The following is an 811-nucleotide window of genomic DNA, read 5'->3' as shown; positions in this document are numbered from 1 at the left end:
GTTCTTTTTTGGGGTTTCTGTAATCATAGTCTTGCCAACCAAACTGTTTGTATTTATCGCTTATGTAATAATATTCTGGATTCTCGTTATCGTCAACTGTATATAAGCCTTCACAAAATGGTAAATAATTATAAAGACCTGCTGGACTTACAGCAAAAACACAGTTTACTGGATTGTCTATTGCTTTTTTTGTAAGTGTACCAACGAAAGTTCGAACTAAATCATTAAAACTCCCATCTTCATACCAATAGTTATTAGGTATGTTATCTTCAATATAGAAGCTGGTTGAGTTAGTCCCCTTTAGGCAAACATTATTGTCTTCAGAACAGAATTTATAGTCGTATGAAAAAACGAAGGTTGTGTGAATATTGTCAGTAATTTCAAATGCTTTTTTTAGAAGAATTTCGCCTGCCAATGTATCGATAGTCTCTCCAAATTTACAAAGTAGCTCCAAAGAGTATGTTTGCTGTCCAATGTGTTTAGCTGAAACAACTAATAAGTCTATTCTTTGATAGTTTTGTCCAAATGCTCCTATAAACCTTGACAAATATTCATTTTCATTCTTGTCATATGCTAGAATTGAACTTAGGTCTATTGTCATTTTTTTGGCTTCATCAAGGTTTACCTGTCTGAGAAAGCTTAGTTTATGAAGTTGCTCGTTCCACAATTTGCTGATATCAGGCGGAGCTGTAACATCTTGAGTCTGTCTTATTGCTCGCTTTTCGTTTGTCTGTCCACAACATGTCAAAAAGATCAGAGTAAATATAATTAATGTAGCAGTCTTCATTTTATAATGCGGTATAACGTTTTC

At 33.7% G+C, this 811-nt stretch carries 1 protein-coding gene; it reads right to left on the bottom strand.

Annotated elements, in window-relative coordinates; genetic code table 11:
- Positions 1-787: hypothetical protein (locus tag A9Y75_RS25840; RefSeq protein WP_143046519.1), on the bottom strand; the 787-nt coding region annotated here is incomplete at its 3' end.
- Between the last annotated feature and the right edge of the window lie 24 nt (positions 788-811).

It is taken from the genome of Trichormus sp. NMC-1, assembly GCF_001858025.1.
Taxonomy (GTDB): Bacteria; Cyanobacteriota; Cyanobacteriia; order Cyanobacteriales; family Nostocaceae; genus Anabaena.
This window is presented reverse-complemented; position numbering and strand designations above follow the sequence as displayed.